Genomic DNA, 26,917 nt, shown 5'->3' on the forward strand with positions numbered 1-26,917 from the left:
TCAGAAAGGGGTCAGACCGCGACTGCGGCCTTGATGTGCGGCCAGGCTTCGTAGCCTTCCAGCGTGAAGTCCGACAGGTCGAAGGCGAACAGGTCGGTCCTGGGCGCGATCTGCATGACGGGCAGGGGCAGGGGTTCTCGGGTCAGCTGAAGCTCGGCCTGTTCAAGATGGTTCAGATACAGGTGGGCGTCGCCGAAGGTGTGGACGAAGTCGCCCGGCTCCAGCCCCACGACCTGGGCCAGCATCATCGTCAGCAGAGCGTAGGAGGCGATGTTGAACGGTACGCCCAGGAAGACGTCGGCGCTGCGCTGATACAGCTGACAGCTGAGCTTGCCATCGGCCACGAAGAACTGGAACAGGCAGTGGCAGGGCGGCAGGGCCATGTCATCGACATCGGCCGGGTTCCAGGCGGTGACGATGTGGCGACGGCTGTTGGGATTGGTCTTCAGCCCGTGGACCAGTTTCTCGATCTGGTCGATGACGCGGCCCTCAGGTGTGGCCCACGAACGCCATTGTTTGCCATAGACCGGACCCAGCTCGCCGTCGGCGTCGGCCCATTCGTCCCAGATGCGGACGCCGTTGTCCTTCAGATAGGCGATGTTCGTTTCGCCGCGCAGGAACCACAGCAACTCCACGATGATCGAGCGCAGGTGCAGCTTCTTGGTCGTCAGGACCGGGAAACCTTTGGACAGATCAAACCGCATCTGGCGACCAAAGACGCCCAGGGTGCCGGTGCCGGTGCGGTCGTCGCGACGCACGCCGTTGTCCAGAATATCGCGCAGCAGGTTCAGATACTGCCGCTCGGGATGATCGGCGGGCGCGGCGGCGATGCGGGCCTGAACGTCGGCCCGAAGCGTGGCATTGATCATCTGGACGGTCATGGATTCAAGGTGCCTCAGAAAAGGTGATTCGGGACCTGAGAAACGGGCGTCGCCCGGTGAGCATCCACAGGAATCGAATCGGTAGGGCAGGCGTCTTCGGCCTCGCGCTTTCGCTGCGAAGTTGGTGGAGGGCTGGGCGGAGCGCCGGGCCTTCGCCCGGAGTGTGATTAGAGATTACCGTTTCGACGAAGGGTTGACGCTCCGCGCGGTTGGTTGGCCTGCAAGCTCGGGGCGTCGAGCGGTGGCGGTCTTATCGCCTAACCCCATAAGCCTGCGACGGGTCGGCAGGGTCTGCGAAACCCCGTCCCGAGTGCGGCCGAGTATCCCCCTCGACCCTCCGACGGCGCACCGTGTGTCGCCGCCGGCGCGAGCCGTTTCAGACCCGCTCCCGTTCCATCCGCTCCCGCCGCCGCAAGGTCGCAGGCCAGGCGAGCCCTCCGGTGCGACGAGACGGGTGTAGAATACGCGTGTTTCGGAGGGGGGATGGAAGAACGGGGACATAAATCGGCAAGCGGTTGGATTCGCTAGGAATGAACCAGCGTCATTGTGATGGCTGGCGCGCATTTCTCCCTCCCCTTAATGGGGAGGGGCGGCGAAGCAGAGCGTAGCCGGGGTGGGGACGTGTGAAGCGGTTCGCCCGCTCTTACGGCCCCACCCGGATCGCTGCGCGATCGTCCCTCCCCATGAAGGGGAGGGAGAGGCGCCTGTGGGGCTTCAAGCTCCTCCACCGCTTGTAGGAGGAGACGGTGAGGTCAGCCGCCGAAACCGCCTTCGTCGAGGAAGGCCTGTTCCTCTGTCGTCGTCTTGCGGCCCAAGGCGGCGTTGCGGTGGGGGAAGCGGCCGAAGCGGACGATGATGTCGCGGTGGAGCTTGCCCCATTTCTCCAGCTCTTCGTCGCCGGCGATCAGGGTCATGTAGCGGTTCTGATCCTCGATCCGTTCGGAATGTTCGAAGGGCAGCAGGAGGAAGTTCTTCAGCTCGGGTTCGACCTGAAGATGGAGGTCGCGCGCCACGGCCTGATTGGCGAACATCAGGGCCAGGGGGTCGGTGGCGAACTGATGCGCCGTGCCGCGAAAGCTGTTGCGCGGATACTGGTCCAGCAAGATCAGCAGGGCCAGGGCGCCTTGCGGCGTCGCCATCCAGTCGTCCAGTTCGCGGCGCGCCGCCGCCCAGTGGACCGCGCGGCCATGGTCGCGGAAGTCGGTGTCGAACGCCTCATCCTTGGCGAACCACTTTTCGGGACCGGCTTCTTTCCAGAAGGCGACGACGGAGGAAGGGGTTATGAAGACGGCCATGAGCCAGACCTTACCCAATCCGCTGCCCGTCTTCCATGACCGTGACTGCGACCTTTCGATCATTCGCGGCAAGCGCGTGGCCGCGATCGGTTACGGGAGCCAGGGACGCACCCATGCGCTGAACCTGCGCGATTCGGGGGTGACTGACATCGTCGTGGGGCTGAAGGCGGGGTCGAAAACGCGTGAGGTTGCGCATGCGGACGGGTTCGCCGTGATGACGGCCGCCGAGGCCGCCGCCGGCGCCGACGTGATCGCCGTCATGACCTCGGACGAGGCGCATCGCGATCTGTGGCGCGACGAGCTGGAGCCGAACGTGCGGCCGGGGGCGGCCCTGGTGTTCGCGCACGGCCTGTCGGTGCGGTTCGGCCTGGTTCAGCCGCGCGCCGATCTGGACGTCATCCTGGCGTCGCCCAAGGGGATCGGGCCGCGCATCCGCGACCTGTATGAGGCGGGGGAGGGCGTGTTCTGCCTGTTCGGAGTGCATCAGGACGCGTCTGGCGGCGCACACGCCCTGGGCCTGTCCTATGCAGCGGCGCTGGGGTGCGGGCGCAAGGGCATCTTGGAAACAACGATGCGCGACGAGTGCGAGAGCGACCTGTTCGGGGAACAGGTGGTGCTGTGCGGGGGGATCGCCGAACTGATCGATTCGGCCTTCATGAAGCTGGTGGACGCCGGTTATCCGCCCGAAGTGGCCTGGTTCGAGTGTTTCTACGAGACCAAGCTGGTGACCGATCTGATGTATGAACGGGGCATCGCCGGGGCCTTCGCCAAGATTTCCAACACCGCAGAATACGGCGCCTACCTGACCGGGCCGCGCATCATCAACACTGCGTCGCGCGAGGCGATGGATCAGGTACTGGCCGAGGTTCAGTGCGGGGATTTCGTGAGACGGCTGATGGCCGATTACGACGCCGGCTCGCCGGACCTGTTGGCACGGCGCAAGGCGCTGGGGCTGCGGACGATCGAATCGGTGGGGGCGCATCTGAACGCCGTGGCGCGCCAGGCGATGGAGACTGCGGCGAACGACGATTGAAGCGATCAGCCGTCGCGGCGGGTGAAAACCCGCCGTCGCGTCGTCGATGTCTTGAAAAGAGAAGATGGTCGGAGTGAGAGGATTCGAACCTCCGACCCCTGCGTCCCGAACGCAGTGCTCTACCAGGCTGAGCCACACTCCGACCGTGGGGGCTGGCCTGGCGGCGTCGCCCCGAAGTGAGGACGCGGCTTATAGCCATGGGTTCGGGAGGTCGCAAGCGTCCATTTCACCCCATCTTCCTGGTGCACGAAAATAGTCCTGAAAGAGGGTGTTGCATCCCAAAACAGCTTGGCGTATCTGACCGCCTCCGCCGCACAGAGTGCTTCGGAAACGCCGGTCCTGCTGGGGAATGGTGTAATGGTAACACTACGGTTTTTGGTACCGTCATTCTAGGTTCGAGTCCTAGTTCCCCAGCCAACCGCTCCTAACCCCTTTAAAAGCTTCAGAAACCCCGCCATACAAGGGTTTCACGCCCGACCTCACTACAAAAGGTCGCTACAAAATGGGTCGGAAGCTGCGGTCTAATTCAACCAAGCTAAAAGGCATTCGTCGATCAGGGCCGCAGGGCAACTGGATCGCTCGAAAGGTCATTCCTGCGGACCTTCAGCCAGTCTTCGGTAAGAAGGAATTCTGGGCCAGTCTCGGGACCACGGACGAGAACACGGCCATCGCTAGAGGGGCTCCGCTCCTGTCGGATTGGTCCGGTCAGATCGACCGCGCGAGGGCGTCTCGGAACGTCCTGATGCCAGCGCCGGGGAGCCGCGCGATCATTCAGCGGGATGAAGCGCTGCGGGCTATCGAGCGGTGGCGCATCGCATCGATCCGGCAGGCTTACGACGATCACTTCAACGATCTCATCACGATACCCGCGCCTCTGTCGGTCGAGCGCGTGGCGCTATCCGATCTGCGGGAGCGCCTGACCTTCCATCGGTTCGACGAGATCGCTGACTTCTACGACCGCTTCGCCGCCGCGCTTCAGTGTGGTGGTGTCGGCGCCGACGCCGGGCACCCCGCCTTGCCAAAGATGCAGAGGGAGTTCGGCGCCGCATGGCTGAACGTGGAGGCGAACACCGAGCGGTTCCGCTCCGGCCTGTTCGATGTCGCCGTGCCGGAAGCGCCCACGCCTGCGCCAGTCGCTTCGACAGCACCGGTTAAGAACACTGGCATGAAGCTGCTCGCGCTGTTCGACCTGTGGGAGTCGAGCAAGGGCAAGAGCGAGAAACGCCATCGCGGGTACGTCCAACGCCTGACCGAATATTTGGGCGACCCCGACATCGGCACCATTACGCCGCTTCAGTTGGACGCTTTCCTTGTGGAGTTGCGCCGGTTCCCAAACACGAAGCGGCCGGTGGATGATGTGCCGTTCCTTACGCTGATTGAGCGGGCGCAGAAGTGGGACGACTATCGAACCCTTCACGTGAAGACGGTCTGGAACTGGACCGTCGTCTTCAAGGGGATGTTTGAGTTCGCTCTAGATCGTGACCTGATCCGGAAGAACCCAGCGGCGAAGACGATGCGGAAGCCTTCAGCGGAAGAATCAGAAGAGCGGTCGCCGTACGAGGCCGATGATATCGAGGCGATCTTCAAGGCGCCCCTGTTCACCGGCTTCACCGGTAATGGCTATCGCGAGAAGCCCGGCTCGACCGTGATCCGCGATCACAAGTACTGGCTTCCGATCCTCGCGCTATGGACTGGTGGCCGGGTGGACGAACTCGCCACGCTCGACGCCAGCGAAATCAAGACGCAGGACGGCGTCACCTTCATCGATCTGACGGAACGCCCACTGAAAGGGCCGCGACGGGTCAAGAATAGGTCTGCGAGGCGGATCATCCCGGTTCATGATCGGCTGATCGCGCTGGGCTTCCTGAAGCATGTCGCGACGGCCAAGGGAGGACCGATCTTCCCCGAACTCGACATGACTGACGATAAGGTCAGCGCGGCTTTCACGAAGTGGTGGGGCCGATGGTGCGAGGTCAACGCTGCGACCAAGGGACAGGGGATCGACGACCCTGCCAAGGTCTTCCACTCGTTCCGTCACGCGTGGAAGCGGACGGCTCGAATGTCCGACGCCAAAGAGGAAATCCACGATCTGATCAGCGGCCATACCGATGGCAATGCGGTGGCGCGCGGCTATGGTCGAGGCGTCGATCTGAAGACGCTGAAGGCGGCTATGGATCAGATCGACTTTCATAGTTTCAAGCTGGGGTTGGTGTTTTGATTTCCCCAAAGTAGTGTGGCGTTTCCACTGCAATGAGGGCGCCCAGAATGGCCGAAGGATACCACGTCAGAGTTTTCTCCGACGGAGACAAGTTTGAAATCCACATCGACAAACGGAGGGATGACTCTGTCGAGACGGTCGTGAACATTCCGCTTTCGTCGGCTGAAGAGACTGAGCGCGTGAAGCATGGGCTTCTCGCCGTCCTCTCGGACCTAACTGGGTCGGACCCGGAGACGTTGCTCTCCAAATAGGGTCAAGCAGCGACCGCATCCACCATATCGACCAGATCATCAGCCGTCAGATGTCCATACCTGTCGGCGGTGATCTGGATTGATGCGTGACCCGCTAGTTTACTTACCTTCGCCAACGGGAAACGCTTCATCGCCTTGGTGAGCGTGGTGTGGCGGGTGCTGTGATAGCGCACGAGGCTGAAGTCATGATCGCGCGCCGCCATATCTGCGCGGATCGCCTTCCACATCTGCCATAGCTGGCTCGGGGTGAAGGGGAACAGCGGCCCGCTCCCGGCCTGCATCCGTAGCTCGGGCAAGAGCGCGACGATCTCGGCCGTCAGCGGCACGATCCGGGGCTTCGTCGATTTGGTCGTGTAGCGCTCGAAGATCACGAAATGGCGGTCGCCTCGCCGGTCGATATGACCGGGATGGACGCGCAGCGCTTCACCCTTGCGGCAGGCCGTGGCGAGTAGGAAGCGGATCAACGCATCGAACCGGCGCCAGTCCCGATGGGGCTCTGCCTCACGCCGCTTCGCAATCACGTCGAACAGGGCGGCGGCCTCTTCGTCGCTGATGACGCGGTCCTGAATGTTTTGGATCGTGAATGCGGGGAAGGTCGGCTTCGCCAGCAGTAGGGGACAGCCTTTGTCGTCGGTCATCTTGGTGGCGAGGAGGAGAGCAGCGCTCAACGTCTCCATCCTCCGCTTCACAGTCGCTGGAGCGAGCGCCTTACCGCCACGGCCGGTCGCCATCGTGTCGGCGATGGCTTTCAGCCGCGTGTAGTGAAGCTGGCCGATCTCATCGTCGCCACACACCTGACGAAGGATGCGCAGGTTGCTCCGAAGGGTATGCAGGCTGCGATGTCCGCGCCATTCTTCCTTTTCGCAACGGGCAAGGAGATCGCTGACCTTCATTCTTTCTCGTTGAGAGCGGCGGCGAGCTTTCTCGCGACCGCTTCTCCCTTTGGCGTGAGGCGCAGCACCTTGCGGCGGGCGTCGGAGGGGTGGGGCTCCTGCACGATCCAATCCAAGCCATCGGGCTCTTTGTCGGTCGGTGCGAGGAGGGCTTGGTAGGAGCGGTTGATCGACTGGCCGAAGATCGGCTGACCGTTGGCGTCGTCACCCGCGAGCCCCGCCAGATCAGCCACGATCACCTCGTGTCCGAGGCTGTTCTTCTCGGCGATCAGGACGAACGCCAGCACCTGACGGAGGCTGGTCCGCAGGGGGATTTCACGGGCCAGCACGATCATGGCTTGGGCCATGCGGGTGTAGCTCCACGAGTCCCGCAGGAGGCTCGCCTTCGGCTTGATCGATGCTGATGCGGGCGCGACGCGACGGGCCATGATTCTTCTCCGGATTGGAGGAGAAGAATGCGCTGATGCATTCGGTGCATCAACAAAGAGATCGAGGTTCATGCGCCCCGGCCGATTTGGCTGCGAGCGATCAGGCGATTTCGCTCACCCTCAACCCTCTTCACCTCAGCCTCCCAAGCGCGGAAGCGGATGAGTTCGAACTGATCAACCTCGTGGAAGTCGAGACGGTTGAGCAGGCGGGTGAACACCCGGCTGGGCCAGTCCCAGCCCGCGAGCCAGAAGAAACAGAACACGAAGATCGCCCCGAGGACGTGACCGATTTCCACTCCAACCTCCATAGATGCATTAATGCAGTATTGGCGCCTATGCATACATTATGCAAGTGGCTAGTGCGGGCTGGTCTTATCAGAGCAAGCTGAACACGAGTTTGAATTTGAACGGAGATGTGTCGCTGCCCGTCGCGCGAGCTTTCGAGGCCGAACGAATAGCCGCCGCACCAAAGCCAAAGCCCTCCGGGTCTTCTCGGACGACCTCGCACTGGTTCAGCGAACCGTCTTCAAGCACCTCACAAGAAAGTTCGACTTGGGCGCGGTGGACGCCCGCTTGCAGGGCACGTTCGGGGAACTCGGGGCGCGGCCGGACAATCCAAGTTCTTTCCGGTGGTGGAGGAGCGTCGGAGGCGAAAGGATCGCGAGTGATATGGTTGACGGAGGCTTCTGCACGTGCGGCAGCGGCAATCTTTTGCCCGACGTTTTCGGTACAGTCTTTCAAGGCCCGGACAGCAGCGCTTGAACCGATCAATCGCATGTCGAGAATGATGTTCGCGCTGGTCGGGTCATCGCCTCGCGCCACCGTTAAACGCTGTGCTTCTGCGAACGCAGTTAGTGCCTGCGTAGGAAGCTCAACTTTAAAGCCACCGTCGCCCACGCCTACAACCGGCAAGCCTTGTACGAAGGTGTTAGGACTCGAAAACTGGAATACGAACCCATCGTAGCTCTGGCCTTCGACCGCCGACCAGTCATCCGACTCAAGCAGCAGGTGCGCTGAGATCGGCTCGTTCGCAAACGTCACCCAGTTAATTTTGATTGGCGCTCGCCCCGGAAGTTCTACGCGGGTTCCCGCCGTGCAGGACTCGCTGGCTTCGCTGATCGTGTAGGGGCCAACGTCTCGCGATTGCGCATTAGCGTTGAAAGGCAGAGAGGCGGCGATTGCCATTGCGCCTAAGCAAAGAAGTTTGAGCGCAGACACCGCGACGGCTCCTATTTGACAACTCCACGGTCTCCCCAATGAACAAACCTAAGTCAACGTCTCAAGCGAAAATCCGCTAATCCGTTACGGCACCACGTTCGTCACACCGGCGCGACGCACGCCCGCGTTGACCACGACCGTCTTCTCTTCACGCCACCATCCGCGCCGGTTCTTCGGCTGAATCCACCGCGCCGTAAGTTTCCGCTCGTGCTCGACGGGGCGGGCATGCGTCGTATGACCCCCAACGCTTTCAATGGGTCCGCTGCTGGCCTCTGCGTAGTGAATGACTTGTCGCGGCTTCGACAGACTAATGACGCGCGTCGGCTTGATGCGGCTCAGTCCCTTTTTCCAACGGTCGCGGTTCACACGGCTGAGGGTAGGCGAGGTCCGCTCGACGACCTCAACATTGGCTTCTGCTGCGAGGATAATGTCGATGGAAGCATCGATGTGGTGCTTGATGGCGTCGAGAGTGAAGGGCGTGTTCAACAAGCCATACCATCCCCGACCGTCGCCCTCGTTGTAGAAGCGGCTGATCGTTGGCTTGTTCGTGACGATGTAAAACTCGGTTGCTCCATTGCCTTCATGGACAGACATGAGCCCGAACTCGGCGGCACCGAGACGCGCCATCGAGTTAGTCAGATCGATCTTGTTGTCACTGTCAGGATCAAAGTTGTGAGCGGTGTCGATGTCGCCGACATCGTAGACGATCATCCGAGCAAGGTCGGCCAACTCGGATCGACTGAAGATCATTCGCTCGCCCGACTCTCCATCTCTAATGCGACCACTTTGCGCGGCGTCCAAAAAGGTGTAAAAGTCGTGACGTGACCCCCTGAAACTCCTCCAGGAATAGCTAGAGTCCGCTCCTCGAAAGGACGGACAGAATGAAGCGATCAAGGTTCACGGAAGAGCAGATCATCGGGATCCTGCGCGAGCAGGAGGCCGGTGTCCCGGTGGCGGACCTGTGCAGGAAGCACGGGCTGAGCTCGCCGACCTTCTACAAGTGGAAAGCCAAATATGGCGGCATGGACGTGTCGGAGGCCCGGCGCCTGAAGGTGCTGGAAGACGAGAACGCCAAGCTGAAGCGGATGCTGGCGGACTCGATGCTGGACAACGTCGCGCTGAAGGATCTGCTGGGAAAAAAGTGGTGACGCCCGCTGCGCATCGAGCGGCGGCGGCGCACCTGCAGTCGGCCTACGCGATGAGCGAGCGGCGGGCTTGTCGGGTGCTGGGCGTGGATCGGACGAGCGTGCGCTATCAGGCGACACGACCGGACGATGGCGCCCTGCGCGATCGGCTGAAGGCCTTGGCCCAGGAGCGTCGGCGGTTCGGCTATCGACGTCTGCACGTGATGCTCCGGCGCGAGGGGCATGCGGTCAACAAGAAGCGGGTCCAGCGGATCTACCGCGAAGAGAAGCTGACGGTGCGTCGGCGCGGCGGGCGCAAACGCGCCATGGGCACAAGGCGGCCGCTGGAGATTCCTCTGGTCGCAAACCAGCGCTGGTCGCTGGACTTCGTGTCCGATCAGATGACCGATGGGCGGCGCTTCCGCATCCTCACAGTGATCGACAACTGCACACGTGAGTGCCTCGGACTCGTCGCCGACACCTCGCTGTCGGGCCGGCGGGTGGCGCGCGAGCTGGACGCCATCATCCTGCGACGGGGGCGCCCGGACACGATCATCAGCGACAACGGCACGGAATATACGTCCAACGCCATTCTGGCCTGGGCGGACGAGGCCGGGGTCGGCTGGCACTACATCGCGCCAGGCAAGCCCCAGCAGAACGGCTTCAACGAAAGCTTCAACGGCCGCCTGCGTGACGAGCTGCTGAACGAGACGCTGTTCCGATCATTGCCGCACGCCCGTGTCGTGCTCGAAGCCTGGCGGCGCGACTACAATGAAACCCGGCCGCACTCAAAGCTGGGATGGCTGACGCCGCAGGCTTACGCAGATGCGCTCAGCGGAAAGATCGGCCGGTCCGCTGCGCTGGTTGAAGGCTGCGCTGACCGGCCTCTTGCCAACCCCACCAACCCCAGTTCAGATCACCAAAGGACTCTCGTTATGGCTGGATGAGAAACGGGGGTCACGTCAGTCGTGAGCGGAATTAGACACTGCTGATCCTATATTGAAACATGCCCTGAGCGGCAAATATAGGTTATCACGAATACATCGGTTTGTCAATAGGCTTGGCGCCGCCATCGCGCATGTCCGCCCAGTCGGAAAACTTTTTTGAAAAAAGATTTTAAAAATCTTTTGGCTGCGCAGCTTCCCACAGCCCCACCGCACGCTCAGCCAGATCGTCGAACGACCCACCAGTGGGGCAGGAATTTTTCTCCAAAAACTTTTTCAAAAAGTTTGGGCGGACGTGATCAGCGGGGAAGGCGGTTTGGAATACGGCCAGCGCTTCAGGCTCGATCCAGATGATGAGCGCGGGGATCGTAGGAGCGTCGGCATAAAGGTGGGCCTCCACTTTGGCGCCAAGGGCTCGCGCCAGTTCGATCAGATCCGATGTCGGGAAGAGGACGTGCAGTTTAACGGTCGAGGAGTGGAGCGGCTCGAACTCGATGACGTAAGGATTCAAGCCGGTTCCAACGACATCAGCACACTGCGGGCGGCGTTCGCCGGTTCAACATCAAGGATGTGGTCGGCATGGGTGAGCCGGAACTCCATCGCGGCGCTCTCGCTGTCGAACGTGAAGCGCAGGCCTGAGCCAAGGGTGAAGACGCCCATTCCGGTGGGGGAAGAACAGGGCGGTGTGATTGCCGGTCGGGATATCGATGGCGCACACCGTCTCATCTCGCTCCTCGTATGAGGTGATGTGCTGGCCGTTGCGGACGCGGAAGATCGGCTGAGCCGTGACTTCGATCACGTCGATCCATGTGCGTCGGTCCTCGTCGATCAGACGGGCTGCGATGTCGCGATCAGTGTGGATGTGGATGAGGGTCATTGGTCGCCCTCCCACCAAACCATGTCCTGAATGACCTGTTCGCAGCCCGCGAGGCCGCATCTGATCTGGCGCCGGTCTTCGTCGATGATCTCGACGACGAAATGAGCGGAGTGACAGTGCGAGCAGTGCAGAAAGGTGCGTTCGTCAGCCGGAACGGCTGGCGCGTCGGCGACCGGCGCGGTGTTGGGGAAATGGACTACGTTAGTCATCTCGCCTCCGCGCTTCGATCCGAGCGACTTGTGCGGTCAGGCTGATCAGAAAGCCGTGGGTGATTTGATCGGGTTCGCCGTGCAGGACGCCGAGGATCGCGAGTGCGATCCCGATAAACTGGATAATGAGGGTGAGGTGGGTCATTTGGCCGACCCTCCGCAAACAGGATCGTTCTCGCGGACCTCGTAGCGCGTGGACCAATCGCCATTGATCTCATAGATAGCGCGATGACCATCGCACGTTCGCGAGAGGCGAGGGCTTAGCTGAACTTCCTTTGACGGCGGCGGCGGCGCTGCACACGCGGCGAGGGTCGAAGCGACTATTGCCGGAAGGATGAAGCGGGTCATTCGCCCCCCTTCGACGCCTTCAGCGCCTCAAACATCTGACGGCGCGTGACCGGCTCATCCAGCAGCTTTATGCGGGTTTCATAGGCTATGGTCCGCGCGTCCTCCTTGGCGCGGAGCAGGGCGTCGGCAACGAAAATGCCAACCCGGTTCTCAACCGCGCCTTCGACCGACGCTTCGGTCTCGGACCACTGACCCCGCACCCCCGCCATAGCTTCACGGTATGACCGCGCCGATCCTACGGCGGTGTCGAACGCCTTAATCATCGCATCGCGGGCTTCCGAATTGGTCGGCTCCGTCGTCGGCGCGGCATCGTCGGCCGGGCGTGTGGCGTAGAAATCTTTCCGGTTGCGGATCGCGTCTCCGATCCGGGAGCGGTCGCAGTTGCGGTGCCAATCCGTGATCGCGTCCGCCGCATTGATATCGACGCGGAACTCTTCCGGCAGACCATGCAGCACGAAGCTGGGCTTCTGAATGTAGGTCGTGATTGCGTCGTGAAACGCGATGTAGGCGTCGTAAACTTCCTTCGCGGCCTCTTGGGTCGCAGCGTGATATTGGTCTCTCATCAGTCTCCTTTGTGACGCCCCAGATGGGCGGACAGTTCTTCTTCAGTGGTATTTATCTTCTGCGGCGAACGCCGTTGCGAATGGCTTCAAAGTTCTCGCGCATCAATGCGCTGACAATCGGGGTAAGCGCGTCTTCGTCATCAACACGATCTAATACCGGCTCGTCGTTGTTGAGGCTGAACTCCATCAGAGTGGCAGGATCAGGAAACGTCAGTTTCATGACGACGAACGTTATGACATCGTCTTGCTGATAGGTGCGCGTGAACCCCAGAACGGTGATCGGGTAGGGGCGTGAATACGTCACCTCGATCAGGTCTATGTCCACTCGTTCCATGAATGCTGCATTGATCAGCAGCACGGATTTCATGAAGTCGATGTAGCGAGTTTCCATCACGCCGCCTCCGCCTTCTTGCGCTCGCGGTAGGCCTTGGCGCGTTCAGCAGGCGTCAGTTTGGACTTGCCCGGCTGCGGCTTAGGCCCGCGTTTCTGCGTCGTCTTCTGCGCGCCGATGTCGTGGTGCGTCAGGGTGATCGAGAACGGAAAGCCTGCGGCGGTGAAATACCGGCACAGGAACTCCGCCTGCTCGATGTCATAGACATTCAAGGTCACAGCGGCGGTGCTGGCGGGGTCACGCAGGCTGCTGCGGAAGACGACCTGAATCAAATCCTCGAATTCGCGATCCCTGCGGATGTCGTCGAACGCAATCGCTCCACCGGCGAGGTCAGCAAACACGCGCGCCTCATTCGTCGAGGCCTTCGCCGCGTAGAGGACAGAGCATTCGTGGAAGGCCGCATAGGCGTTCGACCCTGCGATCTTCGGCGATATCCGGACGCCGGGAATCACTCCCACCGGGAAGCTGAGGTTGGCGCACCAATAATGCTGCGACGACGCCGACCGACTAACCCACGCCGACCACATCGCGACGATGTCATGACCCTCTGCGGTGTTGGCTAGATGGTTGACTGTGGCGGTGTGATCGGACGCCACATAGTTGATCTGGACGGAGCGAGGCGCCCAAGCCTGCGAACGGGTGATCGCGATAGGGCGTAGCTCGACGTTCGGAGCCGAAATCCGGATCAGCTTGGCGGTCAACAACTGGTCGAACGAGTTGGCGAGGATGATGACCCGGCGATAGATCGCGAGATCGGTCACATCCCAGATCGCGAACCACGTCAGGCGCTGGGTCAACTGACCCCAGTCCGTGAGTTTGACGGTCACGTTCGACCGGCGAATGCGGTCATGAAGAGCGGCGATTGGACGGGTGAGGGCGTCGCGGCCGACTTCATGAAAAGACGGGGCGTTCGCCTTCAAACGGATGGCTGAATAGCCTGCGAGATCAGCGATGGGTTCGAGGTTATAGGTGGCGTCCCAGAACGGGCGTGAGGCCCCCAGATCAAGGACATCTGAGGTCCAGAGCTTGGGGTCTTCGTCGATGATCAAGGTCCAATCGGCGCATACGCTATGGTCGATCAGCTTCAAGGCCGCGTGTGTGATGATCAGAACGGCGTGGCTGAACTGGCTGAGGGTTTCGATCCGACGCGGAAACTCCTGAACCACGCTCAATCCGGCCGCGCTCGATAGGGTGGTGATGAACGGCGTGGTCTGGGTTCTCTGGGCCGCCGCGTTGATGCGCTGGGTCCGAACCTCGAACTCTTCGATCCGGTCCACCGCATAGAGGTAGAGGGCGGGTTTGGCGGCCATCCATTCGACGGCCCATTGTGTCTTCCCAGCGCCGCACGCAGCAGCGCTGTATTCGATAATCTGTTTAGTCATAGTTCTCCCAACAAGAGCGGATAATCCCGCCGAACTTATTTATCATTGTGGAGAGAAGCCGCCCAAATAAATCGTGTGACGAACAGGCCGTCACGAACTAATGCCTATTGTGCGTCACTTAATTATCTTAATTAATAAGGAAACTATGTTCGTGACGGCAATCGGATTTCTCAAATGAGCCGAAGTCCGAGACGGGAGATGGCGGGCCATCGACTAGCGAGGACGAAAGGCGTCACGAATGCCGTCAGGCGTTCGGGACCATAATAGGCGACGACTTGCGGGTTGATTGCGCGGCTCACAGCAAGCTGCGATCCGGCGGACTGACCTCGTCTCGCGATCCACGGATCACTCGTCTCGTCGTCAGCCGCATTCGTTGAATATTTTGGAAGATATTTGCGGATCGGCAAACGTCTTCAATCCGTCAACTCACCCCCTTATCCCAGCATCCGCCGAAGGCCAGCATTAGTTCGTGACGGCCTAAATACCGGCATGGAAATCATCGAACTAGAAGAGTGGCGCGACATCGCCGGATCGCGCGGATGTCAGGTGAGCAGCCACGGTCGGGTCAAATCTGAACGGGGATTGCTCAGTCCGTTTGAGGGATCGAGCGGGCTTCCGACAGTCGGCATCCAAAAGCCAAAAAGCCGCACCAACTATTCCGTCGCCTCTTTGGTCTGCACGGCCTTCCACGGTCCGAGGCCGATTCATCACTGGGTCCATTTCAAGGACGGCAACCGGGTCAACGCTCGGGCGGACAATGTCGAATATCGCCCGGCCAAACCGAAGGGCGTCCCGATCAATGGGCCTTCCCTGCCTTATCATCCCGACTTTGATCAGCCGGGAAACACAAGGCCGACCGTCCAGCCCAAACGGTTCACCGGCCATCGCGACGACTTCCGGATATTTTGGGCCGCGACGCCAGACATCGTCGATCTGCGCATGGACGGCACGACGGCGATCCTACTGGACCACGAGGGCAATCGGTTTGAAGTCCGTCCGGGGGAATGGGTCGCAGCAGTCGGCGGCCGGATCATCGTCATCCCATGGAAAGAGCCCCGCCCGAAGAAATCAGACGGGGCTCCATGAAGGAAGAACCATCAAAAAGATGATCGCTTTGTGGGTTCGCCCACGCGTCTATTTAGCTGGATGATAAATACCGGTGAACGTCACCAAATGAGGTTCGCAGTCATAAGAAGAGCCGGGAGCGCCCAACACGCTTCCGGCTTTTTCCGTTGGACGAGCCCTCTACCCAGCGGCATAACCGGCGCAATCTGGGAGGGTTGAATGTTCATAGTCATCTTGATGGTCATCACTGCGTTGATCGCATGGGCCGTGTGGGCGGGTCTGAAGGCGGAGACAAATCGGCTGGCCAAGATCGAGGCGAGGCGCCTTGAGATCGTGGAGCAGTATGGAGCGGACGAGGCTTTCGCGTCTGATACAGACGGAAGCCTGATCGCCTTCTCGTTTGACCGTGGGGTTATCGTTCTCGGCGACCTGAACTTTGCCAAAGAATATATGTTCAGCGAGGTGTCGTCGGTCGAGATGCTGAAGAATGGTGCCTCCATCACTTCGACAAATCGCGGATCACAGTTGATCGGTGCAGCCGTCGGCGGCATCGCATTCGGCGGACTTGGAATGCTCGCAGGCGCGCTTTCCGGTTCGAGCAAAACGGTCGAGCGCGTGCGCGACATCACGATGAAAATCACCGTGGACGACAATGTGCGGCCGATCCACGTTTTGAAGATCTATCAATCGACTGATCCGAAGGGCGTCGATCCCAACAGCACGCTGATTAAGCCGCATGTCGAGAAAGCTGACCGGATCAACGCTCATATGGTCAATGGCATTCGCAAGGCGGACAGGGTTCGCGAGCTTCCGGCGCCTGCTCCGGTTCCGCTGCTGGCGTCATCCTATGGCGATCAGGTCAAACAGCTTTGGGAACTCCATCAGGTCGGCGCTCTGACCTTGGAAGAGTATCAGGACCAGAAGGCCCGCCTCTCGCAGTCCGCATAAAGAAAGGCCCGGCAGATGCCGGGCCTTTTGCTATCCGCAATGATCAGGCGAAGAATGCCTCTTCGTGGTCCACCCAAACGTGCGGATAGTCCGCGCGTAGTTCTTGCTCCATCGCCCGCAGCAGGACGGCTTCCGTCACAGGATGCATGTTCTCGCTGCTATCCATCGACGGCGATGGAACGTCCGGAAAATACCCGGCTTCCCATGCCGCCATTGCAGCCCTTTCAAGCGACACACCATCCGCCCGAACGAGACGCCGCCTAAATGGCGCCTCTAGATGCCAGCGGTTCAGATCGCGCGCGGATAGCTCGCCGCCATCGTCGCAAATCCCCCGGATCGACAGGAACTCGCACAGGCTAGGATCAGTGCGGCGATGGAATGGGCGCGGCCGGGTAGGAGAGGGCGGAGTTGGGTCTGTATCGTCGCCATCGTGCCCGGAATGCGGCTGCTGGACGGGCTTCGTCAGGTCGGGGAGGCAGATCACGCCATCGGCCCTGATAGAGGCCTCAGCGGGCTTCGTATAAACTGCGGCCTTATCAGCCAAATCAAACAGGTGATCGCAGGCCGCTTGGGCTTTGGACGCGGCGGTGAAGATCGCGCGCTTGTCCGCCTTCAGCACCTTCAGCCATGAAGCGAGATAGCTGGCGTGATCCTCGCGAGGTTCGGACGCGATACCCAGCCGGGCGGAGGCAAAGGCCGCGCCCATTTCCGCAACTAGCTCCTCGAACGCATAGGCATTGTCGCCGAACCGTTTGCCGAAGGTCCGCCCCAAACGGCTTTCATGGCCGGTCCAATGCGTCAGTTCATGGGCGAGGGTCGAGTAGTAGGCTTCGATGCCGGTGAAGGCGCCAGCCGGTGGCATTTGGACAAAGTCGTGAGCCGGGCTGAAGAAGGCGCGGTTCCCGCCGTGGCGGACTTCGGCACCCGTCCCTGCAACCCAAGCTTCCGCACGGGCGATCCGCTCGACTTCCGGGAGTGGCTCCGCAGCTTCGAACCACTTGGCGTCCAACCCGTCGATCTGCTCGACGTTGAAGACCGTGTATTGCTTGGCGAAGAGAACGCCGCGTTCCTCGCCGTCATCGCCTTTGGCTTCGTCTTTCTTCGGATCGAATCGACCCCAATAGACGACCGGCGTTCCCTTCGATCCTTTGCGGACCGATCCGCCTAGGTCTTTGGCCTGTTTGAAGGTCATCCAAGTTTGAGCCCGGAAGCCGTTCGCTTCAGCCGATCCCCACAGCAGCATGAGGTTGAGACCGCGATAGGCCTCGCCGTTGGATCGCAGCGGCAGGGCTAGCAGGCCATCGGCGGACTTGGACCATTGCGGCGCCCAAGGCTTCACGCCCCTTTCCAACATTTCCACGATGCTATTCGTGACCGTCTCATAGATGTCTTTGCGTTCCGTCTTCATCGTCAGTCCTTTGCGCTTATGCAGTGATTGGACGGCGGTTGCCTATCCATGTGGGTATCAAATCAAGCCATTTGCGTTGATGCAGCGATTAGGGCTGACCATCCGGACCGGCCAGAACGTCGTCGATCATCGCGCGCTGATGGCGCTCATAAGAGGCTTCCGCATCGGCCTCGCTGATTTCGAAGAGCCAACCGTTGATCGACAGGGTTTCGCCAGTCAGGTCGCAGACGGCTTCGAACGTGCCATCAAGGTCAGCATCGGGGCGGACCCAGACGGTGAGGTCATGGGCGGTAGAGGTGAGGTCGATCAGGCGGGTGAAGTCGGAGGTCATCGTCAATCCTTTGCGCTTATGCAGTGATCGCGCCGGGCGTCAAACCCTTTGCGTTGATGCATTGACTAGCTGGGTTGGGATTCCGGTGTCAAGCAAAATGTATGCATTAATGCATGCATTGAGGAAAACGGCAGGACCAAACGCTCACACACAGGCCCGCGCCCTCACGCCCTCTAGAGCGTCGTCCTCATGATCCGGCCGACGATCCATCCCGACCGTTGATTGCCGGTTGTAGTGGCAATGTAGTTGAGTGGTTTCAACGCGTTAGGCGAGATGATCGCAGGCACGGTCGCGGAATCGCATTCGGAGGCCCATGCGCATCGCCTATGGCGCCCAACGTGGCGGAGGGTCGAGGCAGACCGGCCGGGCAGGGCGCACCCCACGGGGGGTAGAGCCGCCGCAGTCACGTATATTCCCTATTTTAAATGCGCGACCCAAAATCAATTCGGATACTATTCCGAGCATGGATCAGACCGATGTAGCGAGCGCAGAACCGGACTTCGAAGCAGTTTGCCGACAGTCGTTGGAATGGGTCGAATCCATCTTCGGTGAGAAGGATGAGCGCGTCCTGATCGACAGTGTCGTTTCGTCTGCTGAAGACCGTTATCCCCACACGGTCTACCTCGATCCCGATGACCATTTCATCATCGGCATAGTAGTGCCGCTTGTCGAAGAGGAATGGCAGCTACACCAAGCGCTCACACATGAGTTCGTTCACGCCTTGCATCCGAACGGGCCACCGGGTGGTCAGGCGACCGTCTTGGAAGAAGGGCTGGCGGAGCATTCCTCCGTCTATTTCATGCGAGAGCGATACAGGTGTGTGGGTGCTGACGGTCAGGAAGACCCGGCCATCTGGGTGGACCGTCTTCCGAAGGATTACCGTGAGGCGTTCATGCTGGTCGAGAAGCTCGTCGCATCCGAAGGTCTTGATACAATGCGCAGCGGCATCCGTGCGCTGAGGCGTCAAACGGATCTACCTTTCGCACAGATCACTGCTGACGATCTCGCGACCGTTTTCGACAGCACGCCAAGAAGCTTGCTGGAAGCGTTGAGCCGCAGGTTCCACGAGGGCAAGTCGCAACAGGACCGGGCAATCACTTAGCCGGTCATCCAAACGATTTGAGAACCTTCGCCATATAGTGCATCGCCCAATCGTAGGTTGGAGAAGAAGCGATGTGGTTGGCCGCTAGCGCGTTGATGGTTGCCTTTCAGGCATCCCCAAGCCCCATGTCCGACGCCCAGATCGAAGCGCTGGCGGGCAGGCTGTCAGGGCCAGTGCAAGCGCCCAGCATTGTGGCTCCACACCTCGCTGATATGGCACCCGCGCCATCGACTGCCGCGCCTGCTGCATCCAGCGAAATGTTCGACCTGATCTGCACTGGACGGATGGAAACGACTGGTCGTCGGCCGACGCCGCTGGCTGATCTGCGGTTCCGCATCGACCTGACGACGAAGCGATACTGCGTCGGGCCGTGCCGGGAAATGAACGCGCTTACCGTCTATCCCGCCACCCTCGTATTCTTCCAAATGGATGAGGTCGTAAACGGAGTGCGGATGATCGCCCGCCAATCGGTAGATCGTCATACCGGCGTGTTCGATTTCACCGGAATGGGCGGCGCTAGAATTTCACGACAGGAAACCGGTCAGTGTACCGTTGCGCCATACACCGGACAGGTGAGGGGCGAGCGTCTGTTCTAATGTGAAGGCCGCATTCCGACTGGCTCGCTACCGCGATTTTTCAGAATGCTATGTTGAATGAAATTGAGCGAAGTTGGACATCGCAATCAATTCGCTCTACATAAAAAGTAAGGGCGGCCCCTAAGGACCGCCCCGGCTGATTCACAATGTTGTTGTTGTGTGCCAGCCCAGAGAATGCCTCGTCATTCTCACCTCCATCTCCTTAGGAACCCGCGCTAACGGGTTACTGCTTCACACGACGGCTCCTCGCCTTGGCGGGGGGCCGTTTCTGTGTCCGGCGGTTGCCGACCACAGGTTCGAGATACGCCCGATTTCCCGGACGTGGCAAGCTCTTTCGTGAAGAAAATGCGTTAACTCCGCTTTAACCTAAGTTTCTCTTAACCGAAGTGGCATCGGAGATGCGTCAAAAACGGTCGTATGTGCCAGCACATAGTTGGAGTAAATTACTATGGACTGTGTGTGAGTACGATATCTTTGGTTCGCACATCGTTCCTACTTAGTACGGCTTAACCCTATGGTTAGGACGACTAGCGGAGTTGGATAACGTTAACTTCGAACAGTGCGGTATTAAGCTTCGGGAGTTCGAACGTTGGTGCTGCGAAATATGCTGCGTTAAATGCGTTAAATGCGGCTTCGGAAATCGCTTCGGAAATAGCGTCGATAAATCGGTGGAGAAAACTTCGGCAATTTCGACGAAGTTATTTCGGCTCAGCGTGGTCGCGCCGGTGACGCCTTCGAGATTGCAACCAGTTGCAGCGCGCCGATCTCACGATCCACAGGATCGCATTTCACCCATCTTGAAACTAGAACGAAAACGGAACATTCATTCCGTCATGCACTCGCGGCCTGAATCCGAATGGAAAGACTACAACGTCACGGCCCGCGACCTCGTGTCCGACTCCTCGATCTACATTCTGTTCGATTGTGCGGGATGCAGAGCGATGCGCGAGGCCTGCGTTTGGAAGATCGGTGCACGGCTTGCCGACGATCCCATCCAACGTCTCCGCTTCCGATGCCGAGAATGCGGCGTCTATGCGCAGACCGTTCGAGTTGCGCGTCGGACCTCAGCCGCAAGTGACAAGGTGCTGACGATCAAACTGAACCCAGCGTGCTGGGATGACGGCCATGAGACGAGCCAGCGTCAGGCGCTAGCGCGGGCTGAGAAGCGGCGGACTGAGACGGGCGGGCGGTAGCAGCGTCAGATCGGGATTACGAACACGCGTTCATATCCGACGTTGCCGTCTGTGGTTGGCAGTACAACGCATTCATCTCCCGCGTTGTCGATTAGTTCGCGAGCCAACTGGGTGAACTCCTCCTCAAAGCCAGCCTTCGCAATCAGCGTGTAGCCGTCATCACTTGCCGACAGTTCGTAGGCGGGATGGTCGCGGGTAAGGCTGTCTAGATATCGGCCCATAGGAATAAAAAACATCGCCGTTAGGTGAGGTCAAGAGAGGGTATAGACGCACGGTTGCGTGCGACTAGTTCAACCGCATGACTTCCGCCGACGCATAGAACCCTTCCGGACCCATCTTCGGAAGGATGGCGTACTGGCGATCCTCGACCTCGTAGAGGTGCGCGACCAGCGTATCGAACTCTTCTTCGCAATCCGGCCGGGGCTGGATGAGGATCGCGCCCGTCAGGGGAACGGCGATGTGGATGTCGCTACCAGCGGCAAGATCGTCGAAAGAAACCATGGCGGTCGAATATAGCGTTGCGGTTGTGCTGTCACGAGCCTAGGCGTCGCAGCTAGCCTTTTACAAACGCTCTGATCATCGCCACCACTGCGTCTCGCTGTGGGTCGGCAAGCTGCTGCCACAACTTGAGGATCGCTCGTTCCGACGTTGAGATCGCCTTGGGGTCTGGATCACCATACAAATCGGTTACGTGGCAGTTCAGCGCATCAGCGATCCTCAGCAGCGCAGCGGCTGAAATGCGGTTCACACCACGCTCGTATTTCTGAATTTGTTGGAAGGTGACGCCGATGGCGGTGGCTAAACCGGCTTGGGTCATCCTAAGGGCTTCACGTCGCTCGCGGACGGTCGCGCCGATCTGAACGTCAACTTCTGTGGTGGTGCTTCTTGCCATAGCGCGCTCATACCACAGTTGAGCTTGCCACGTAGAGGGCCGCTGTCATCGACCCCACGGTCTGCCGGGCGCTCTTGTGCGACCCGTTTTATTCAATAGCTGACCCACGGGCGTCCCGGCGAAGAAGCGCTTCTCCCATTCTCTATCGAGTTTCTTGAGGTGTTCGGCTTCAGCCTTCTCTTCGTCCACCGCCATGTAGGATTTCCAGTGTTCCACGGCCTGCGCCAGAACATCGATGCGGTCGTCGTGCTTTAGGGCACCGCGCGCATTGGTGATGTGGGTGAGTTGGAACATGCCAGACCGGACGCGGTCTGATTTCAAGTCCTGACGCACGACCTCACGGTCAAAGACAAGCTTGTGGCGTTTCATGACAGGCTCAAGCGAGCCGATGATCCGCTTCTCTTTCTGACCAGTGACCTTCACTCCGTTCAATCCGCAGTGCCATTTCGAGGTGATACGGTTTTGCAGGATCGTGGAGAGGAGTTGGCGATACATTCCGTCGCCGAAGTTATCCTCCACCACCACGCTATTCACGCCGTGCTCTTTCGCCAAATCGGCCAGCGCGTTGAGCGTGGTTTCCGATGTGCCCTGCGTGAAGCCACCCCACGCCGTGACAAAGATGCGTCCATGCAGGAACTTGGTGATCGCGTAGCCGGTCTCATCCGCGCCCGTGCCTGACGGGTCGATGTGCATGACGGCGCCTGTGTAGGGTGCCCAATGTTCGCTGACGTTGAACGGATAATAGAAGCGGTCGCCGGTGAACCCGATGTTCGGGAAGGCTGCGTCTTTGATTTGTTTGTCGTCTGAGGACGAGTAGGCGAGCGCGACCGGCGCACGATCCCGGTCCACGTTCATGACGATTAGATCTGATGTCTTCAGCGGATAGCGCTCGGCGTCGCTAAGCGCCGTGTCGAGCATCATCTGAAGCATGAACTCGGAGGCGGTTCCGTCGAGTTCGGCCGCCAACAGCTTCAGGTCGGTGAAGCGCTCCGGGTCAGTCGGTGCTCCGCCAAGTTTGCTTAGGCCGGTTGGTTCGCAGAGGTTTGGATTGGCCTCAATATCGTCGGCCAGCATCGGGGCCAGCGTGTCGCCGTAGCTGGCGATCTTGGCTCGAAGTGGATAGCGCGAGGTCCAGACCCGAACGGTGTAGCCACGCTTGGGAAGGTCGTTGTAAATCGACTCTTCGCTTTGGGGCGTCCCAAGCCAGATGATCTCTGCCTCGTCTGTCGGCTTGATGATCTTGCCGAACTCGGAAGTGGCGTGACGCAGCTTGTCACGTTGATCCTCGGTCCCGGAGTTACGCTGGTTCTCAACGTCGTCTCCGATCAGGATGTCGGCCCGGTTCCCGGCCAGTTGCCCGGTGATCCCTAGGCATTTGACGCTGGGCTGCTTGTTCGAAAGCGCTGGGCCAACGTCGAAGGCGAGCGTGGAGGACCGCTGGTCACGGTTCGGCCGTAGGTGATCCCAAAGTCCGTCACCAGCTTCATGGAAGATGATCTGCTTTATAAGGGTGGCGTTGTCGGCCGCGCCGCTTTCGCCAGCGCTGACGATCAGAACCGTCTTCTGCGGGTCGCGCCATAGCGACCAGACGACGTAGGCGCACGTGATGAAGGACTTGCCGAGGCCACGGTAGCCTTGGATGACGCGGCGCTTGGGGCCGGTCGCCAGAAACCCTGCGATGTCGATCTGGACACGCGTTGGTTTCGGTAGGTGAAGGACGTGCTTCCACGCGTAGTGGAGGAAGACGTTGAAGTCCGACTTCAGAACGTCGGCGAATGTCGGGTTGCTCAGAGGCTCCTTTGGTCAGCAGTCGCCCGGTGATCGGGCGACTGCGACAGTGCGTGGGTTAGTTGGGTTGGATGCCCGTGACCGACTCTAGATCGAGGTCGAGGTCGGCCAGTTTGGAGGCCAAATTCTCTGCACGTTTCGCCGTCGCGGGCGCGGTGACGCCAGCGTTGGAGAGGAACTTCAGAGCTTGGGAGATGAGTTGCGGGCTGACGGCCTGTGCGGGGTCGGCTGGATTGAGAGTGGCGCGGTAGGCCGCCCGGTCCAATTCGTTCGCAAGCAGCACGGCGACTTGCGCATGCATCTTGTCGAGTTCGGCTTCGGTGGCGCGGCTCATCCCAACATCACCTTGGTCAGGAAGCTGACCACTCCGCCCAAAATAGCGGCGGCTCCTAAAAGCCATGACTTCGAGTTTTCGATGGTGCGAACACGGCCTTCAAGGCTGTCGTGCTTCTCCTGCATCGATTTCATGAGGTCGATGTAGCTGGATAGTTGGCCTTTGATTTCGCCGAGGATCATTACCAAGGCGGGGTCGGGATTTGATTTGTTTGGGTCCATAGGCCCTTTCAGTTGTTGGTGGGATTAGAGGTTGCCGTCTGTGGTGAGTGACGCGGGCGGGCCGGTGACATTGTATGTCTGGCCCGAGATCACGACGGTACAGAAGGGGCGAGCGTCGTCTGATCCGTTAGCGGCGACAGGGTTGTAGCCCTGACCGCTGAACCGGCATGTGACGCTGGTTTGGCCGTTGAGGATTGCGGTGAAGCCGCCCCATGACCACGAGTAACTCGATGGGGTGACGCTGCCGGTCCAGTTGACCGTAGCGACGAAGTAGTCACGACGACGCCCGGCGCCGACAGACTCGGTTCCAGACGTGGTGATGTTGATCGTGACGGTCGGCCCGGCGGATTTTCCGCGAAGCTGCTCACTCGTCCAAGGGGTGTTCAGGCTGGCCGCCGATGAAACCTGTGAGGACGTGAACGGGGCGGTGAAGCCCCATTCCGCCCGCACCTGTTCCGAGGTGAATGTGCCGGTCGAGGGAATGGTCATCTGACCTCCTCAAGCTGGGCGACGCGCTGGCGCAGCGCCCTGACCTCTGCGATCAGAACCGGGATGTAGCCGGTCTGGTCCAAGGATAGGATCGCGTCGCCATCTTCGTGGATTTCGGCGCCCTCGCTGACGAGGATCGGTGCGACCTCGCGGGCCTCCTGAGCAATCATGCCGAACATGCGGCGACCGCCCTTTGTGAACTCATAGACCAGCGTGTCGTCGATGATCTGCGAGGCTTGAGCGAGCGGGATCGGAACGATGTCGGTCTTCAGACGACGGTCGGATGTGACCGTGAACGATCCCATCTGGACCTGACCGCCCGTGACGATGTTCTTGTCGTTGTAGGCGCGGAGCCATGAGCCATCGACCATGTTCCAGCCGCCGCCCCAAGTTTCCCAATAAATGCCGCTGTTGCCCGTAACCCGGAACCAGTGGCCGCTACCGGCATAGACGCTGGCCGCGCTGACCAGAACGCCGCCGAAGCGCGCCTCGTTGTTTTCGAGGTTGATCTCCATGGGCCAGCCACCGGGAAGAGCCTCCCATCCTTCCGCGTCGTTGCCTGCACCGCGCAGGACGTAGAGCTTGTTTCCGTTGCAATGGATCATCGCCGAACGGCTGTCGGTGTCGCGGAAATAGAGCGTCGGCGACGTGCCGCGCAGGGACAGGCCATTGCCAATGGTGCCGTTGCCCCGGAGGAAGAAGTTGCCGCTGTTATCGAGCGAACCGATGTTCACATCCGTCGCATTTCGCCACTCGTGACCGTCCTTCGACTTATAGTAGGAGCGGCCATTGCTGGCGAAATAGAAGCGGTCGTTGGCGTCACGCGTCTGTATCCAGCCGTCGTTGAAACGCTCCATCCGCGACAGAGGGTCGAAGTTTTTCTCGGTCCAGAATTTGCGGATCGTGCCGCCAGCAGACCAGCCGCCGTAGCCGAACTCACCGTCAGCGAACATGCCGAAGTAGGTGCCGTATTGGCCGGGCCTATGGAACTTCATCCACGCGCCCGTGCCAGCCGCACCGTCTCCGCGAACTTCCAGCATTGCGTTCGCCCCATTGTCTTGGGGGTTCGCAACAGACGGGAAGGTGAGTTGCTTGGACAGGACTTGCTCAGCGCCGCCGACCGTGACCAGAGCGCCACTCTGGACGCCGGTCGAAGAGGTCGCTTCGACGTTGCTTCCGACGATGACGTTGCCGCCTGTGGCGTGGGTAATGAACAGGCGAGGATCGGCCACTGGGAGAGCGATCCGGCCGTAGAAGTCTTCAGTGCCGTTGCGCGAGAAGTCGATGTACGGGCCGTATCCAGTGTTCCGAAGTTCCATCCAGCCCTTTTGTAGCTCTGCTCGGGAAGCGTCGGACGAGGCGCCCGCCCGTAAGTAGGTCGCCGTCTGAATGTGCTGATCAGCGGAGAAGCCACCGTTCAACGCGTACAGGAAGCCGTTGCTGTCGAACCTCCAATACCTCTCGGAGCCAGCGACGCCGGTCTTGATCACGCTATGTGCGCCGTCTGGGTAGAGCAGGCCGGTGTTGAAGGCATAGCTATGCGCGCCGACCGCGCCATTCACGTTGATTGGCGTGGAGAAGGTGGCGTTCGCTTTTGGAGCCAGACCATCAAGGGCCGATTGCAGACCGGCGACATTCGGAATGTTCGACGGGAAATATGCGGGCTTGTCGGATACCGAGTCCCACGCGGGGGTGATGTCGGCGAGGACGGTGTAGCTCGACGCTAGCGTCTTTGAACCGGAGCCCGAATAGACATATCGGAAGCCGTCCGTCGTCGTGACGATGGAGCCCCGTCCGATGTCTGTCTGCTGTGCCGTCGTTAGGTTTGTCAGTCCGCCCGACGATACGAATTGAAGCTGACTGGGGAGAACCGGGATGCGCGCGATATCGATCACGCCTGTCAGCCGCGACGACGGGATCGTGTCGGACTTCTTGTCGTAGAGGGACGGGTCGAATGTCGCGGCCAAGGCGGCTGACGCTGCTGCATCGATGGCGTCCTGCGCCACCTCACCGGCATGCTCTGCGACTTCACCAGTTAGCTGTTCGACGACGGCGCGATCTTCCGACGTGCCTTCGCCGTTCGACTGGGCGAGTTCCGCCCAGTAGCGAGCGTTGGCCTCATGGGTGCCAGCATGGTTTCGGTGCTCTTGCGCGAGATTGCGAGCATCGACGGCGGCGCCGCGTGCAGCTTGCGCCAAGACCCGATTGTTTTCTGTCTGGGTTGCGGCGAGATCGACCGCGTTCTTAGCCGCGAGGGCTTGGTCTCTTGCCGCCTCAGCGGCGGCGGCCGGGCCAGTCACCATATCGGTGATCCCGGCCGGGGAGGGCAGAAGATGAGCCTGCCCGATGGCGTCGATCAAAGGATATCGACCGTCATTGTTTGGTCCGCCGTTGGCGGAGCCGCCAACCCAAGTCCGGAATTTTGCGTCACGGGCTTCGATTGACTGGATGAGGTCGGCGATCTGTTGAGCGAGCGCGGCGTTAGTTGCGCTCAT

Annotated in this window: 31 protein-coding genes, 2 tRNA genes and 1 pseudogene; 9 read left to right on the forward strand and 25 right to left on the reverse strand. The window is 60.3% G+C overall.

Translation table 11 applies throughout. The features are described from left to right. Window positions 1-11 precede the first annotated feature (11 nt). Window positions 12-869, reverse strand: coding sequence for a thymidylate synthase (locus AC3ISA_RS14050; RefSeq protein ID WP_489178349.1), 858 nt, complete (start codon window positions 867-869; stop codon window positions 12-14). 764 nt (window positions 870-1,633) lie between these two features. After that, complete coding sequence (locus AC3ISA_RS14055; RefSeq protein ID WP_489178350.1) at window positions 1,634-2,176, reverse strand: DUF924 family protein; 543 nt, start codon at window positions 2,174-2,176, stop codon at window positions 1,634-1,636. Here AC3ISA_RS14055 and ilvC point away from each other — a divergent pair. Continuing rightward, entirely contained in the window at window positions 2,175-3,209 is a 1,035-nt protein-coding gene (gene ilvC, locus AC3ISA_RS14060) for a ketol-acid reductoisomerase (RefSeq protein WP_489178351.1), read from the forward strand. The genes AC3ISA_RS14055 and ilvC overlap by 2 nt on opposite strands. A 65-nt stretch (window positions 3,210-3,274) precedes the next feature. Here the strand turns inward: ilvC and AC3ISA_RS14065 are convergent. Then, window positions 3,275-3,351, reverse strand: a tRNA-Pro gene (locus tag AC3ISA_RS14065). Between the two features lie 201 nt (window positions 3,352-3,552). Between AC3ISA_RS14065 and AC3ISA_RS14070 the strand changes: the two genes are divergently transcribed. The 3 genes and pseudogenes from AC3ISA_RS14070 (at window position 3,553) to AC3ISA_RS14080 (ending at window position 5,427) form a co-directional block, all read left to right on the forward strand. Beyond that, window positions 3,553-3,626: transfer RNA gene (locus AC3ISA_RS14070), tRNA-Gln, on the forward strand. 85 nt (window positions 3,627-3,711) lie between these two features. Continuing rightward, a pseudogene (locus AC3ISA_RS14075) lies at window positions 3,712-3,921 on the forward strand (DUF6538 domain-containing protein); the annotation flags it as partial. A gap of 30 nt (window positions 3,922-3,951) precedes the next feature. Next, entirely contained in the window at window positions 3,952-5,427 is a 1,476-nt protein-coding gene (locus tag AC3ISA_RS14080) for a site-specific integrase (protein WP_489180136.1), read from the forward strand. Between the two features lie 253 nt (window positions 5,428-5,680). Here AC3ISA_RS14080 and AC3ISA_RS14085 read toward each other — a convergent pair whose 3' ends face one another. From AC3ISA_RS14085 to AC3ISA_RS14105, 5 genes are all read right to left on the reverse strand, one after another. Then, entirely contained in the window at window positions 5,681-6,571 is an 891-nt protein-coding gene (locus AC3ISA_RS14085; RefSeq protein WP_489178352.1) for a tyrosine-type recombinase/integrase, read from the reverse strand. Continuing rightward, window positions 6,568-6,999, reverse strand: coding sequence for a hypothetical protein (locus AC3ISA_RS14090; RefSeq protein WP_489178353.1), 432 nt, complete (start codon window positions 6,997-6,999; stop codon window positions 6,568-6,570). Before AC3ISA_RS14090 ends, AC3ISA_RS14085 begins: the two co-directional genes overlap by 4 nt. Window positions 7,000-7,067: 68 nt before the next feature. After that, a complete protein-coding gene (locus AC3ISA_RS14095; protein ID WP_489178354.1) occupies window positions 7,068-7,295 on the reverse strand; it encodes a hypothetical protein in 228 nt (75 codons plus the stop codon). Window positions 7,296-7,374: 79 nt separating this feature from the next. After that, on the reverse strand, window positions 7,375-8,217 hold the full coding sequence (locus tag AC3ISA_RS14100) for an energy transducer TonB (RefSeq protein ID WP_489178355.1): 843 nt from the start codon (window positions 8,215-8,217) through the stop codon (window positions 7,375-7,377). A gap of 84 nt (window positions 8,218-8,301) precedes the next feature. Continuing rightward, the gene (locus AC3ISA_RS14105) at window positions 8,302-8,928 is read right to left on the reverse strand and encodes a hypothetical protein (protein WP_489178356.1); all 627 of its coding nucleotides are present in this window, start codon (window positions 8,926-8,928) and stop codon (window positions 8,302-8,304) included. A gap of 170 nt (window positions 8,929-9,098) precedes the next feature. On the opposite strand from AC3ISA_RS14105, the gene AC3ISA_RS14110 reads away from it, so the two are divergent. Next, window positions 9,099-10,288, forward strand: a protein-coding gene (locus tag AC3ISA_RS14110) for an IS3 family transposase (protein WP_489178357.1) whose coding sequence is annotated in 2 segments (ribosomal slippage) — window positions 9,099-9,357 and window positions 9,357-10,288 — 1,191 coding nt in all. Because the reading frame shifts where the segments join, the coding sequence is not laid out codon by codon here. 169 nt (window positions 10,289-10,457) lie between these two features. Here the strand turns inward: AC3ISA_RS14110 and AC3ISA_RS14115 are convergent. The 7 genes from AC3ISA_RS14115 to AC3ISA_RS14145 all read right to left on the reverse strand — a co-directional run bounded on the left by AC3ISA_RS14115 (window position 10,458) and on the right by AC3ISA_RS14145 (window position 13,950). Beyond that, window positions 10,458-10,796 (reverse strand): hypothetical protein, encoded by a 339-nt coding sequence (locus AC3ISA_RS14115; RefSeq protein ID WP_489178358.1) that lies wholly within the window; start codon window positions 10,794-10,796, stop codon window positions 10,458-10,460. Further along, the gene (locus AC3ISA_RS14120; RefSeq protein ID WP_489178359.1) at window positions 10,793-10,945 is read right to left on the reverse strand and encodes a hypothetical protein; all 153 of its coding nucleotides are present in this window, start codon (window positions 10,943-10,945) and stop codon (window positions 10,793-10,795) included. The genes AC3ISA_RS14115 and AC3ISA_RS14120 overlap by 4 nt, the downstream gene beginning before the upstream one ends. A 213-nt stretch (window positions 10,946-11,158) precedes the next feature. Then, window positions 11,159-11,371, reverse strand: a complete 213-nt coding sequence (locus AC3ISA_RS14125; protein ID WP_489178360.1) for a hypothetical protein — start codon at window positions 11,369-11,371, stop codon at window positions 11,159-11,161. Continuing rightward, on the reverse strand, window positions 11,364-11,516 hold the full coding sequence (locus tag AC3ISA_RS14130; protein WP_489178361.1) for a hypothetical protein: 153 nt from the start codon (window positions 11,514-11,516) through the stop codon (window positions 11,364-11,366). The genes AC3ISA_RS14125 and AC3ISA_RS14130 overlap by 8 nt, the downstream gene beginning before the upstream one ends. A 199-nt stretch (window positions 11,517-11,715) precedes the next feature. Next, complete coding sequence (locus tag AC3ISA_RS14135; protein ID WP_489178362.1) at window positions 11,716-12,174, reverse strand: hypothetical protein; 459 nt, start codon at window positions 12,172-12,174, stop codon at window positions 11,716-11,718. 160 nt (window positions 12,175-12,334) lie between these two features. Next, on the reverse strand, window positions 12,335-12,673 hold the full coding sequence (locus AC3ISA_RS14140) for a hypothetical protein (RefSeq protein WP_489178363.1): 339 nt from the start codon (window positions 12,671-12,673) through the stop codon (window positions 12,335-12,337). Beyond that, complete coding sequence (locus AC3ISA_RS14145) at window positions 12,673-13,950, reverse strand: hypothetical protein (RefSeq protein ID WP_489178364.1); 1,278 nt, start codon at window positions 13,948-13,950, stop codon at window positions 12,673-12,675. Before AC3ISA_RS14145 ends, AC3ISA_RS14140 begins: the two co-directional genes overlap by 1 nt. 594 nt (window positions 13,951-14,544) lie before the next feature. Between AC3ISA_RS14145 and AC3ISA_RS14150 the strand changes: the two genes are divergently transcribed. Continuing rightward, a complete protein-coding gene (locus AC3ISA_RS14150) occupies window positions 14,545-15,141 on the forward strand; it encodes an HNH endonuclease (protein ID WP_489178365.1) in 597 nt (198 codons plus the stop codon). Window positions 15,142-15,339: 198 nt separating this feature from the next. Next, a complete protein-coding gene (locus AC3ISA_RS14155) occupies window positions 15,340-16,068 on the forward strand; it encodes a hypothetical protein (RefSeq protein WP_489178366.1) in 729 nt (242 codons plus the stop codon). A gap of 43 nt (window positions 16,069-16,111) precedes the next feature. Here the strand turns inward: AC3ISA_RS14155 and AC3ISA_RS14160 are convergent, their stop codons facing one another. Both AC3ISA_RS14160 and AC3ISA_RS14165 read right to left on the reverse strand, forming a co-directional pair. Next, window positions 16,112-17,476 carry an ArdC family protein gene (locus tag AC3ISA_RS14160; RefSeq protein WP_489178367.1) on the reverse strand — a complete coding sequence of 455 codons (1,365 nt, stop codon included), beginning with the start codon at window positions 17,474-17,476 and terminating at the stop codon, window positions 16,112-16,114. Between the two features lie 88 nt (window positions 17,477-17,564). Continuing rightward, on the reverse strand, window positions 17,565-17,807 hold the full coding sequence (locus AC3ISA_RS14165) for a hypothetical protein (RefSeq protein WP_489178368.1): 243 nt from the start codon (window positions 17,805-17,807) through the stop codon (window positions 17,565-17,567). A 463-nt stretch (window positions 17,808-18,270) separates the two neighbouring features. Between AC3ISA_RS14165 and AC3ISA_RS14170 the strand changes: the two genes are divergently transcribed. After that, on the forward strand, window positions 18,271-18,909 hold the full coding sequence (locus AC3ISA_RS14170) for a hypothetical protein (RefSeq protein ID WP_489178369.1): 639 nt from the start codon (window positions 18,271-18,273) through the stop codon (window positions 18,907-18,909). Between the two features lie 125 nt (window positions 18,910-19,034). Continuing rightward, entirely contained in the window at window positions 19,035-19,505 is a 471-nt protein-coding gene (locus tag AC3ISA_RS14175) for a hypothetical protein (RefSeq protein WP_489178370.1), read from the forward strand. Between the two features lie 1,198 nt (window positions 19,506-20,703). On the opposite strand, the gene AC3ISA_RS14180 is transcribed toward AC3ISA_RS14175, so the two are convergent. The 8 genes from AC3ISA_RS14180 to AC3ISA_RS14215 are packed head-to-tail and all read right to left on the reverse strand — an operon-like array spanning window position 20,704 to window position 26,917. Beyond that, complete coding sequence (locus AC3ISA_RS14180; protein ID WP_489178371.1) at window positions 20,704-20,934, reverse strand: hypothetical protein; 231 nt, start codon at window positions 20,932-20,934, stop codon at window positions 20,704-20,706. A 49-nt stretch (window positions 20,935-20,983) separates the two neighbouring features. Next, window positions 20,984-21,199: a hypothetical protein gene (locus AC3ISA_RS14185; protein ID WP_489178372.1), complete on the reverse strand. Its 216-nt coding sequence runs from the start codon at window positions 21,197-21,199 to the stop codon at window positions 20,984-20,986. A 52-nt stretch (window positions 21,200-21,251) separates the two neighbouring features. Continuing rightward, window positions 21,252-21,590 carry a helix-turn-helix domain-containing protein gene (locus AC3ISA_RS14190; RefSeq protein WP_489178373.1) on the reverse strand — a complete coding sequence of 113 codons (339 nt, stop codon included), beginning with the start codon at window positions 21,588-21,590 and terminating at the stop codon, window positions 21,252-21,254. Between the two features lie 45 nt (window positions 21,591-21,635). After that, window positions 21,636-23,381, reverse strand: a complete 1,746-nt coding sequence (terL, locus tag AC3ISA_RS14195) for a phage terminase large subunit (RefSeq protein WP_489180117.1) — start codon at window positions 23,379-23,381, stop codon at window positions 21,636-21,638. A gap of 55 nt (window positions 23,382-23,436) precedes the next feature. Then, entirely contained in the window at window positions 23,437-23,712 is a 276-nt protein-coding gene (locus AC3ISA_RS14200; protein WP_489178374.1) for a hypothetical protein, read from the reverse strand. Continuing rightward, window positions 23,709-23,933, reverse strand: a complete 225-nt coding sequence (locus AC3ISA_RS14205) for a hypothetical protein (RefSeq protein WP_489178375.1) — start codon at window positions 23,931-23,933, stop codon at window positions 23,709-23,711. The genes AC3ISA_RS14200 and AC3ISA_RS14205 overlap by 4 nt, the downstream gene beginning before the upstream one ends. Before the next feature lie 24 nt (window positions 23,934-23,957). Then, window positions 23,958-24,422, reverse strand: coding sequence for a hypothetical protein (locus AC3ISA_RS14210; RefSeq protein WP_489178376.1), 465 nt, complete (start codon window positions 24,420-24,422; stop codon window positions 23,958-23,960). Next, entirely contained in the window at window positions 24,419-26,917 is a 2,499-nt protein-coding gene (locus AC3ISA_RS14215) for a tail fiber domain-containing protein (protein ID WP_489178377.1), read from the reverse strand. Before AC3ISA_RS14215 ends, AC3ISA_RS14210 begins: the two co-directional genes overlap by 4 nt.

It is taken from the genome of Brevundimonas sp. KH_058 (assembly GCF_057838505.1).

Coding starts and splice junctions, on each gene's coding strand:
- AC3ISA_RS14190 (WP_489178373.1), bottom strand. CDS start 21,590: ATGGCAAGAAGCACCACCACAGAAGTTGACGTTCAGATCGGCGCGACC.
- AC3ISA_RS14055 (WP_489178350.1), bottom strand. CDS start 2,176: ATGGCCGTCTTCATAACCCCTTCCTCCGTCGTCGCCTTCTGGAAAGAA.
- AC3ISA_RS14080 (WP_489180136.1), top strand. CDS start 3,952: ATGCCAGCGCCGGGGAGCCGCGCGATCATTCAGCGGGATGAAGCGCTG.
- AC3ISA_RS14205 (WP_489178375.1), bottom strand. CDS start 23,933: ATGGACCCAAACAAATCAAATCCCGACCCCGCCTTGGTAATGATCCTC.
- AC3ISA_RS14085 (WP_489178352.1), bottom strand. CDS start 6,571: ATGAAGGTCAGCGATCTCCTTGCCCGTTGCGAAAAGGAAGAATGGCGC.
- AC3ISA_RS14090 (WP_489178353.1), bottom strand. CDS start 6,999: ATGGCCCGTCGCGTCGCGCCCGCATCAGCATCGATCAAGCCGAAGGCG.
- AC3ISA_RS14175 (WP_489178370.1), top strand. CDS start 19,035: ATGTCCGACGCCCAGATCGAAGCGCTGGCGGGCAGGCTGTCAGGGCCA.
- AC3ISA_RS14140 (WP_489178363.1), bottom strand. CDS start 12,673: ATGGAAACTCGCTACATCGACTTCATGAAATCCGTGCTGCTGATCAAT.
- AC3ISA_RS14185 (WP_489178372.1), bottom strand. CDS start 21,199: ATGGTTTCTTTCGACGATCTTGCCGCTGGTAGCGACATCCACATCGCC.
- AC3ISA_RS14160 (WP_489178367.1), bottom strand. CDS start 17,476: ATGAAGACGGAACGCAAAGACATCTATGAGACGGTCACGAATAGCATC.
- AC3ISA_RS14120 (WP_489178359.1), bottom strand. CDS start 10,945: ATGGGCGTCTTCACCCTTGGCTCAGGCCTGCGCTTCACGTTCGACAGC.
- AC3ISA_RS14130 (WP_489178361.1), bottom strand. CDS start 11,516: ATGACCCACCTCACCCTCATTATCCAGTTTATCGGGATCGCACTCGCG.
- AC3ISA_RS14150 (WP_489178365.1), top strand. CDS start 14,545: ATGGAAATCATCGAACTAGAAGAGTGGCGCGACATCGCCGGATCGCGC.
- AC3ISA_RS14105 (WP_489178356.1), bottom strand. CDS start 8,928: ATGATCGTCTACGATGTCGGCGACATCGACACCGCTCACAACTTTGAT.
- AC3ISA_RS14125 (WP_489178360.1), bottom strand. CDS start 11,371: ATGACTAACGTAGTCCATTTCCCCAACACCGCGCCGGTCGCCGACGCG.
- AC3ISA_RS14170 (WP_489178369.1), top strand. CDS start 18,271: ATGGATCAGACCGATGTAGCGAGCGCAGAACCGGACTTCGAAGCAGTT.
- ilvC (WP_489178351.1), top strand. CDS start 2,175: ATGAGCCAGACCTTACCCAATCCGCTGCCCGTCTTCCATGACCGTGAC.
- AC3ISA_RS14180 (WP_489178371.1), bottom strand. CDS start 20,934: ATGTTTTTTATTCCTATGGGCCGATATCTAGACAGCCTTACCCGCGAC.
- AC3ISA_RS14155 (WP_489178366.1), top strand. CDS start 15,340: ATGTTCATAGTCATCTTGATGGTCATCACTGCGTTGATCGCATGGGCC.
- AC3ISA_RS14050 (WP_489178349.1), bottom strand. CDS start 869: ATGATCAATGCCACGCTTCGGGCCGACGTTCAGGCCCGCATCGCCGCC.
- AC3ISA_RS14165 (WP_489178368.1), bottom strand. CDS start 17,807: ATGACCTCCGACTTCACCCGCCTGATCGACCTCACCTCTACCGCCCAT.
- AC3ISA_RS14200 (WP_489178374.1), bottom strand. CDS start 23,712: ATGAGCCGCGCCACCGAAGCCGAACTCGACAAGATGCATGCGCAAGTC.
- AC3ISA_RS14210 (WP_489178376.1), bottom strand. CDS start 24,422: ATGACCATTCCCTCGACCGGCACATTCACCTCGGAACAGGTGCGGGCG.
- AC3ISA_RS14215 (WP_489178377.1), bottom strand. CDS start 26,917: ATGAGCGCAACTAACGCCGCGCTCGCTCAACAGATCGCCGACCTCATC.